Source organism: Pseudomonas sp. AC463 (assembly GCF_979253585.1).
Map to the genome: position 1 here is coordinate 1 of NZ_CEEDDZ010000291.1, position 340 is coordinate 340.

Genomic DNA, 340 nt, shown 5'->3' on the forward strand with positions numbered 1-340 from the left:
ATGGAGCCATGGAAACGATGCTGCAGGCGCAGGAAATAGCCATAGCGCAGCAGGCTCTCGAACGGACGAGCCTGCATGACCAGTGTGTCGACGCTGTCATGGTCGCGGCTGGTGCCGGCTTTCAGGCGTTTGGTCAGCGGCAGTTGTGCGGTGGAGGGGGGAGCTGCTGTCATCTGACGGTTCCGGGAAGCGGGCTTGCACAGGGCTGGCAGTGGGACATTGGATGGCTGTTCATCGGTGGCGGCAGCGCGTCATTGATCGACGTTCGCTTCTTGGCTCAGGCGTTCTATGGCCTGCTCCAGCTCATCCAAACTGCTGCTGCGAATGGGCTGATCCTGCT

1 pseudogene is annotated in these 340 nt (G+C 61.2%); it reads right to left on the bottom strand.

The window, feature by feature from the left end:
- Positions 1 to 173, bottom strand: a pseudogene (locus AC0IYH_RS30205) (biliverdin-producing heme oxygenase); the annotation flags it as partial.
- Between the last annotated feature and the right edge of the window lie 167 nt (positions 174 to 340).